The organism is Povalibacter sp. (assembly GCF_036735925.1).
Lineage (GTDB): Bacteria > Pseudomonadota > Gammaproteobacteria > Steroidobacterales > Steroidobacteraceae > Steroidobacter.
This window is the reverse complement of the sequence record NZ_DAINNK010000011.1, coordinates 77267-86232: the sequence shown is the minus strand read 5'-3', so window position 1 is coordinate 86232 and position 8966 is coordinate 77267. Positions and strand designations below refer to the sequence as shown.

7 protein-coding genes are annotated in these 8966 nt (G+C 64.0%); 2 read left to right on the top strand and 5 right to left on the bottom strand.

Annotated elements, in window-relative coordinates:
- Positions 1-585, bottom strand: a 585-nt coding sequence (locus V7D81_RS05815; RefSeq protein WP_324315194.1) for a rhomboid family intramembrane serine protease, incomplete at its 3' end; no start/stop codon positions are given.
- A 125-nt stretch (positions 586-710) separates the two neighbouring features.
- On the opposite strand from V7D81_RS05815, the gene V7D81_RS05810 reads away from it, so the two are divergent.
- A complete protein-coding gene (locus V7D81_RS05810) occupies positions 711-1664 on the top strand; it encodes an aspartyl/asparaginyl beta-hydroxylase domain-containing protein (RefSeq protein ID WP_324315193.1) in 954 nt (317 codons plus the stop codon).
- 142 nt (positions 1665-1806) lie between these two features.
- On the opposite strand, the gene V7D81_RS05805 is transcribed toward V7D81_RS05810, so the two are convergent.
- The gene (locus V7D81_RS05805) at positions 1807-2496 is read right to left on the bottom strand and encodes a hypothetical protein (RefSeq protein WP_324315192.1); all 690 of its coding nucleotides are present in this window, start codon (positions 2494-2496) and stop codon (positions 1807-1809) included.
- Between the two features lie 161 nt (positions 2497-2657).
- Between V7D81_RS05805 and V7D81_RS05800 the strand changes: the two genes are divergently transcribed.
- Positions 2658-3743, top strand: a complete 1086-nt coding sequence (locus tag V7D81_RS05800; RefSeq protein WP_324315191.1) for a flavodoxin family protein — start codon at positions 2658-2660, stop codon at positions 3741-3743.
- Positions 3744-3782: 39 nt separating this feature from the next.
- Here V7D81_RS05800 and V7D81_RS05795 read toward each other — a convergent pair whose 3' ends face one another.
- The 3 genes from V7D81_RS05795 to V7D81_RS05785 form a co-directional block, all read right to left on the bottom strand.
- The gene (locus tag V7D81_RS05795) at positions 3783-4136 is read right to left on the bottom strand and encodes a hypothetical protein (protein WP_324315190.1); all 354 of its coding nucleotides are present in this window, start codon (positions 4134-4136) and stop codon (positions 3783-3785) included.
- Between the two features lie 114 nt (positions 4137-4250).
- Complete coding sequence (locus V7D81_RS05790; RefSeq protein ID WP_324315189.1) at positions 4251-5801, bottom strand: tryptophan halogenase family protein; 1551 nt, start codon at positions 5799-5801, stop codon at positions 4251-4253.
- An 88-nt stretch (positions 5802-5889) separates the two neighbouring features.
- Entirely contained in the window at positions 5890-8853 is a 2964-nt protein-coding gene (locus V7D81_RS05785) for a TonB-dependent receptor (RefSeq protein ID WP_324315188.1), read from the bottom strand.
- Positions 8854-8966 lie beyond the last annotated feature (113 nt).

Here is an 8966-nt window from a genome sequence, read left to right as displayed (position 1 = left end):
CGAGCGGTAGGCCCCGGGAGTCAGCAGCGCGACGAACAACAACCCCGCCACCGCACCGCCCAGATGCGCATCGTGGTTGATGCGCCCATGCGGATGCTTCGACGCATAGAAGGTGTAGGCGAGGTAACCCACGGCGAACAGCGGCGCCGGAATCGGCACCGGAATGGGAATGATGAAGAGCGATTGCTCGGGGAAGTAGATGATCGATGCGAACAGCACGGCCGAGATCGCCCCCGACGCGCCGAGGCACTGGTACTCGGGGTTGTTGCGATGGCTGAGCCAGGTGCCGGCGTGGCTCACCAGCAGGCCGAATGCATAGAGCACGACGAACCAGAACGTGCCGATGTACTGCTCCAGCGGGAAGCCGAAGAAATAGAACGTCATCATGTTGAAGATGAGGTGCATGAGATCGGCATGCACCAGCGCGCTCGTCACCACCGTCGCGTACTGCCGGCGCCGGAGAAACCAGTAGGGCCGGAAGAGCGACCAGTGGAGCAATTTCGGCGACTGATACAGCGCGATCAGGCTGATCGCGATCGTCGCAAAGAAGATGAGGCTCGCCGCCGGACTGCCGATGAAATTCATGGGACGCAATATTTCCGAATCTTCATGTGGATCGTCCAGGAATTTCTTCGATACTGCCGGCCGCGGCAAGTCGCGGTCTGGAATCCGCGCCCTTTCTTTGCGACACGGATGTCGGCGCTTCGCCCATGAATCATCTGCACCTGCATTCCATCGTCGAATCCGTGCCTCGCCTGCTCGTCCTGGCGATCTTCGCGGCGGCCGCCGTGTACACGCATTTGCGCGGCCGGGTCCGGCATCGCATCGGCCGGCAGCTCACCGATCACTCGACTTTCATGGCGCCGTACAACGCGCTCATGTACCTGTTTTCCGCCGTGCCGGCGCGGCCCTTCCTGGACCTGAAGAATTTCCCCGAACTCGCGCCGCTGAAACAGGACTGGGAGGCGATCCGCGACGAGGCCATGCGCCTGTTCGACGAAGGTCACATCCGTGCGGCATCGAAGTACAACGACCTCGGTTTCAATTCCTTCTTCAAGAGCGGCTGGAAGCGGTTCTATCTGAAGTGGTATGGCGACTTCCTGCCGTCGGCGAACGCGCTGTGTCCGCACACGACGGAACTGCTGTCGAAAATCCCGAACGTGCATGCCGCGATGTTTGCATTGCTGCCGCCGGGCGCGCGACTGCCGTCGCATCGCGATCCGTTTGCCGGTTCGTTGCGTTACCACCTCGGGCTGCGCACGCCGAACAACGAGCGCTGCTACATCACCGTGGACGGTGAGCTGTACTACTGGAAAGACGGCGAAGCGGTGATGTTCGACGAAACCTACATCCATCGCGCCGAGAACCAGACGGACGTGCAGCGACTGATCCTGTTCTGCGACGTCGAGCGACCGCTGTCGAATCCGATCGCGCGTGCCTTGAATCGCTGGATCGGCCAGCCGCTGGCGCGGGCGGCAGCGACGCAGAACATGCCGGGCGAGAAAGTCGGCGTGCTCAACCAGGCGTTCCAGTACGCGTATCAGTTCAGGCTGCTCGCCAAGCGGCTGAAGCAATGGGACCGGAATGTGTATTACCTGCTCAAGTGGGTGCTGCTGGGATCGCTGGTGTATGCGATCTTCCTGCGGAAGGTGCTGGCGGGCTGAGGGCTCTTCTCTATCTTTCTTTCTCTCCCTGTGGGGCCGGCTTCAGCCGGCCGCGACCGCCGGCCGCGACCGCCGATCGCACCCACCGAAGCAGGCCGGCTGAAGCCGGCCCCACAGGAAGAAGCGGGAGCATCGCTGCCTCTCAGGTCTCCCCCAGCAGCTGCACCGCGTCGATTTCATTCCAGCCCGGCACGGCATTGGTCGCGAGCGTGATGCGGGCGCTCTTCACCTTGTCGGCGGTCCTGGCGAAGGAACGATCGAACCACGCGATCGTGCCCGGCGCGTGCTGCTGATCATCGACGCCTTCCCACACGGTGTACTTCGAGCCGTTCTCGGCGACGAGTTCGACCTTGATGATGGCGCCGGGCGCGTAGTTCTGACGAATGCGGATCTGCGTGGCATGGACCGGGTTCGCGAACACCACTTCCAGCCATTCGATGCCCTTGTCCGGCGTGGCGGTGGCCCATGCATTGCCGTTATCGGAATACTTGTCGACATTCGGCGCACCGGTGGCCATGTGCGCGGTATAGCTCGACTTCGCCTCCGGCTCCTTGTCGCCGTAAGTGGAACTGGCCGTGGCCGCAACGGCCCACTGACCGCGGGCATCGGAGACGATCGCGTCTTCGGCGAGCGCTGCCTGAATCGCTGCTGCGCGCTCATCCGGCTCCGCCGGTTGCGCGCGGGTCGCTGCAGATGCCGGTGGCGCACTGGCCGCAGCTGCGGGAGCGGCCGCCGGTTCAGCGACTGGTGTCGGGCCCGGCTGCTGTTTGCTGCAACCGGCTGCCATCAATAGAGCACACAGGACGAGAGTCCAGTTCGATTGGCGATTCATCGGAAACTCCGGGACGGGGGGGGGGGTCGAGGGCGCGCACATTCGCACCACAGCCGCGAGGCAGACAATGGCTCCAATGACCTATGCGGCACAGGCACGCGGAACTGCCGTGTCCGGCAGGTCGTTTCAGTGGCACCCCGCGCAAGACAGCAGCGCACGAGATGCCACGCAAACGCACCCTGCCGGCGATACGCAAAGGCCAGGCCGACTGGCCGATGTCGCGCGCCGCCTTCGAGCAGCAATTCCGCCAGCGCTTCCACGATCCGGCCTTCGAACCGCATGCGGCCGCGATCGACACGCTGCTGGAAATCGCCTGGAAGAACTATCGCGAATCGCGCAAGTCTCCCCGCACGCGCAAGGCGGGAAAGTCGTTTGCGGATCCCGGCTACGATCTGTCGATCGAATGGCTGCAGACCCGCGCGGCGATCCGCAAGGCGCAGCGACAGCAGGGCCGGCGCGCGACGGCCCGGCGCGTACTGGTGATCTGCGCTGCCAGTCGCAACGACAAGACCTGTCCGGGCGAGATGTCGAAGACGTTCCGCCTGACCAGGATGGCCGCGGACACGCTGCGGGCCGCGCGCTGCACGGTCGATCTGCTCGACCTGAGCCTGCTCAACTCCGACTACAGTCGCATCATCCATCCCTGCAAGGCATGCGTTTCGACGGCGATGCCGCTGTGTCACTGGCCATGCTCGTGCTACCCGAATCATGCGCTCGGCCAGGTCGACGACTGGATGAATGAAATCTATCCGCGCTGGGTCGCCGCGCACGGCGTGCTGATCGTGACGCCGGTCTACTGGTACCAGGCGCCGAGCGGACTGAAGCTGATGATGGATCGACTCGTGTGCGCCGATGGCGGCAATCCCGATCCCACGACCACGCAGGGCAAAGATCCTGCACTCGCGAAAAAACTGGAGCTGGAAGGCTGGGACTACCCGCGACACCTGGCGGGACGGGCTTTCGGCGTCATCGTGCACGGCGATGCCGAAGGAGCCGACACGCTGCGGCAATCGCTCTCCGGCTGGCTGAGCGACATGCGACTCGTGCGCGCGGGCAGTACGGCCGTGCTGGACCGGTACATCGGCTACTACGAACCTTATGCCACCAGCCACGAGGCGCTCGATCGCGATCGGGCCGTGCAGGAAGAAGTGCGCAACGTTGCGCGGAGCCTGGCAAGCGCGATCGAATCGATCCGGCACGGCCGGCGCGAGCCGGGTTCGCGACTGGCCGAACCGCGTCCGAAATAGCGGCCGTCGTCAGCCGCCCTTGCGTCAATCGTCCCTGCGTCAATCGCCCTTGCGTCGTCCGCGAAATCCGCGGCGTTCGCCCTGGCCGTAGCGCCGTGTCGCGGCGCCGAAATCGTTGAGACGGCGCGACTCCGTGCGCCGGTCGCGAAATTTCAGATACCGGCACTGGCAACTTTGCGACATGGTGCATCCCTGCAGCGGCAGGGTCGGCGCCTCGCGCGCGAGAAAGCGATGCTCGCTGAACTTCTTCGCCATGTCGCAGGCATCGAGTCCGCGATAGATGGCGATCGCCTGAAAGGGCGAATGCGGCTTCGCTGCACGCGGTTCCTGCGGCTCGCTCCGGTTGAGACGCGACAACAACGTGGACAGCAGTGACGGACGCTGCTTGCGCATTGCGCAGACCTTCGGCGTGACGGATTCGCGGGGCTTATAGCAGCGCGGCGCGTTGGGAGGAAGGGAAGCAGCCGCCTCTTCCTGTGGGGCCGGCTTCAGCCGGCCTGAAAAATGTCAGGCTGAAGCCTGACCTACAGAACGCCGCACCCAGCCGCGCGCCGGATCGGTTTCGCGCGGCTTCTCCGGGAAGAAACTGTCGTGCATCGGTGCCGCAGCCACCTGCGCTGCGATGTTCTGGCGCATCGCTGCCATGACCTTCTTCACCTCTTCCCAGTCGCTGGCGTCGACGAGCGGATCGTAGGACTGCGGCACCAGCCCCATGCCGTGCATGACGAAGAACCAGCTCAGTTCGACGAACACCTCATGGCGCCGCTGGAAGATGCGGCCCGTGCGCCTGTACATCTCGATGCGCTCGGCAAGGTCCTCCGGCAGATCGATGTGCTGGCAGCGCTTCCAGTAGTCGGTGTCGTCACGCTTCGTCGTGCAGTAGTGCAGGATGATGAAGTCGCGCACGCGCTCGTATTCGTCGATGACGGTCTTGTTGTAGTGCGCGATGTTGACCGGGTCGAAGCCGGCATCCGGGAAGTGATCGAGCAGCGCATACACGCCGCTGCACGCCAGGTGAATGCTGGTGGATTCGAGCGGCTCGATGAACCCGGAGGCCAGGCCGAACGCCACGACATTCTTGTTCCAGAACTGCCTGCGCCGGCCCGTCACATACTTGATGAAGCGCGGCTCGGTGACCGGTTCGGCATTGCCGGGCTGCGACAGCAGATCCTGCAGCGCTGCGTCATCCGATACGTGCTCGCTCGAATACACGTAGCCCGTGCCGACACGATGCTGCAGCGGAATCTTCCACTGCCAGCCCGCCGGCCGCGCCGTGGCCGTCGTGTACGGACCGCGCGGAATCTGGTTCGGCACCTGCATCGCCACCGCACGATCGTTCGGCAGCAGCGGCGTCCAGTCGACGTAGCCCGTCTCGAGCGTCTGCTCGATGAGCAGGCCGCGGAAGCCGGTGCAGTCGATGAACAGATCCGCTTCCAGCCGGTCGCCTTCCTTGAACACCACCGATTCGATGAATCCATCTTCGCGCTGCGTGACTCCGGCGACATTGCGCGCGAGCCGCACGACGCCGCGGTGTTCGGAGTACGCGCGCAGATAGTTCGCCACGAGACCGGCGTCGAAGTGCAGCGCGTAGCGCAGGTTCTGCGCGATGCCGAGCTTGTTGCCCGGAAAGATGAAGCGGTTCTGCGCGGCCATCGCAATCTCGATATTGAAATGACCGAGATCGACATCGAGCCCTTGCGCCTGCGCCTTGTGCCAGAAGTGATAGAACGGCGAACGGTCGATGAACACGCCGAGCGGGCCGAACGGATGCCAGTAGCGATGCCCGACGTGATGCCAGTCGTCGAAGCGGATGCCCAGTTTGATCGTCGACTGGACCCGGTCCATGAAGTCGGCCTGGTCGATGCCGAGGAACTTGATGAAGTCGACGATTCTGGGAATGGTCGCCTCGCCGACGCCGATGGTGGGAATGTCGGGCGATTCGATCAGCTGGATGGAACAGGTACGACCCAGCTTGCGCGCCAGGGCGCTCGCTGCGATCCAGCCGGCGGTGCCGCCGCCGACGATGGCGATGCGTTTGATTCGCTGATCGGACTGCATGGCTTCTCCCGGCGGCAGAGCCAAAAGAATGGGCGGTCAGCACGCGCCGACCGCCCTGTGTCATCGAATCATCCCGACGATGCGGCGATCAGAACCTGCCGCGCACACCGACCAGGATACGCCGCGAGCCCGAGTCGAACGCAAACGGCAGATTGTCGAACTGCAGGTACTGGCTCGCGTCCTCCTCGGTCAGGTTGATCGCTTCCAGCGTCACGCCGAGATAGTCGGTGAACTGGTAGGCGACCTGCGCATCGAGCTGACCATAGTCGCGATTCCAGACGCCGAGCGTGCGCGTGATGCTGGTGGCGTTGCCTGCGCCGTCGAACGTCGCATCCGGGAAGCCGAAGTTGCTGTCGAAGGACTCGTCGCGCCATCCATAGGAAAGGCGCGCTTCGAAGCCGTAGTTCTGGTAGTAGACCTGGGCGTTGAACGCATGCTCCGGCACACCCGGGATCGGCAGGTTGCTGTCGTAGTCGTTGAAGAATCCCGACTCCGAATCCGAGTAGGTGTAGTTGACGTTGAAGCCGAAGCCCGAGTCGAACGCATACTGCGCCGACAGCTCGATGCCCTTGATGCTGCCGCCTTCACCATTGATCGGCACCTGCACCGGGCCTTCACGTCCGCCCGCCTGGTCCATCACGAAGACGGACTGCGTCACCGTGGTGATGAAGGAATCGACTTCCTTCCAGAACGGCGTCACGGCGACCAGGCCCTGGCTGCCGAAGTAGTACTCGTAGCTGACGTCGAACTGGGTCGCACGATACGGATCGAGCTCGGGATTGCCGGAACTGCCGTTCGTGAAGCGGAAGAGATTGAACGTCGGGCTGCCCGCATCCGAGTCGCGGGTGAAGTTCGTCTCGAAGCCGCGACCGAGCTGGAACAGATCCTGGCGGGCCACGACGCGCGCCGCCGACGCGCGGACCTTGCTGCTCTCGGTGACGTCCAGAACCACGTTCGCGCTCGGCAGGATGTCGGTGTAGCTGCGCTCGATGCTGCGCGTCTCGAAGTCCTTCAGCACGCCGTTCCAGCTGTCCGTTCCCCAGAAGGTCGGGTTGGGATTGGAGGCGGCGTTCTGATCGACCGTCAGTTCCGTGCGCAGGATGCGCGCACCGACGTTGACGTGGTAACGGTCTTCCGGATTGCCGATGTCCGCCATCAGGTAGCCGGCCGTGGTCTTCTCCTCGACGCGGAAGGTCTCGAGCGGCGACGGGAAGAACTGGAACGGCGTATCCGGATACAGCGCCTGGATCCATGCGAGCGCATTGCCCATCTGCGAGCGGTTCTGCACCAGCACGCTGCTGGTGCCGGCATTGCCGGAACCCCAGAAGCCGTTGATGGTTTCGACGCGACCCGGATTGCTGTTGAAGGTCTGGTACGGCGTGATCAGCGCCGGCGAATTGCCGAAGCGTTCGCACGGCGCATACGCGAAGTTGGCGCCGGCGCTCGCCGGGATTTCGCAGGACTTGTAGCCGATGGCGCCGTCCTGGAAGTAGCCCCAGGGCGTCCAGTTCTGGCCGTACTGCGAACCATCGAGTTCACCCTTGCCGGAATAGTCGGCGAGATAACGGCCGAACTCGTAGTCGATCTCGCGGCTGGTCAGACGCAGACCGCCCGAGAACGACACGTTCTGCGCGGTGATGAAGGTCGGCGAGAACCTGGCGTCGCCGCGCACCGACCAGTTCTCGGCATCCGTGGTGTCGCCGAACGCCCAGTGCGACTTGAAGAAGCCGTTGGCCGGATTCGTGTAGAGGTCGGGATGGTCGACCAGCGTGAACGACGGCACCTCGCCATTGCCGGCATCGTAGGTGAAGCGATAGTTGGCCGGCGCTGCTGCATTCGGCGCGAAGCCGACTCCGTTGGTGCCACGCACGGCGTACTGCGTGTAGCGCACGTCGTTGTTGGCGCTCTGGCTTTCCTGCTCGGCCTTCGAATACGCGGCGGCGGCGCTGGCGCTCCACGGACCGCCGTTGTCCCACTTGAACGTGAGCTGGAAGTTGTCGGACTTGATGTCCGTGTTCTTCACGAACGAGATGGCCTCGGCCGAGTTGGCGATGACCGTGCCGTGCACGAGCACGCCGTTGCTGTCGATCTCGTACGGCTGCGTCGTGTCGAGGCCGGGGCTTTCCGTGCCGAACGGGAATTTGATCGAGGCTTCCTGGGTCAGGATGTCGAGATCGGAGTGGAACCACATCGCCTGCAGTTCGGTCGACTCGCTCGGGCGGAATGCGGCTCCCAGCGAGAAACCCAGACGCTCGCGCTCTTCTTCGCGATCGGTCGTATAGCGATACTCGGGCGCGAAATAGTCCGGGACGGTCAGGCGATCGGGACGATCGGAGAAATCCCAGTCGCCGCGGTTCTGTCCGCCGAGCACGTCGGTCTGGAACTTCTGCTTGTCGTAGGAAATCGAGGCGATGACCGCGAAGCGGTCGTTGAACTGATGTCCGAACACCAGCGCGCCGAGCGGCTCCCAGCCTTCGCCGCTGTCGGCGTAGCGGAGGTTGCCGGCAATGGTCGTATCGCCCAGATCGAAGGGTCCGCGCGTCTTGAGATCGATGATGCCGCCGAGACCCCCTTCGCTCTGCGAGGCATTGGGCGACTTGTAGACGTCGATGCCGCCGAGCAGCTCGGACGGAATGCTTTCGAGGGAATCCGTTTCGCGGGTATTGCCTTCGCCCTGCGTGTACAGCTCCAGGCCGCTCAGAAAGATGTCGCTGTTCAGCAGCGTGACGTTCTGGTCGAGACCGCGGATGCGCGCCTTCGTGCCCTGACCGTTGGAACGGTCGATCGACACGCCCGGCAGACGCTGCAGCGATTCGGCGACGTTCTGGTCGGGGAACTTGCCGATGTCCTCGGCGGACACCGACTCGATGATCTGGTTGGACTCGCGCTTGTTGTTGAGCGCGTCGGCCAGCGAGGCCCGGAAGCCGGTGACGACGACGACTTCGAGCGATTCGCCCGCGGCCGGCGTCGTCTGCGCGTGTGCGGTCATGGCGGTCAGCGAGACCGCCGCTGTCATCCACGCCGCGCGCGTGTACCTGTGTCGAATCCGCATGTCTGGTTCCCCCTCGGTGCGAGTCTGTTGGTTCCCTAGGACTCACCCGGACGTTGCCACCGCCCGGGCGTTTTGCATGGCGAAGTCAGGCCGCGCCGCGACCCGGATACGGG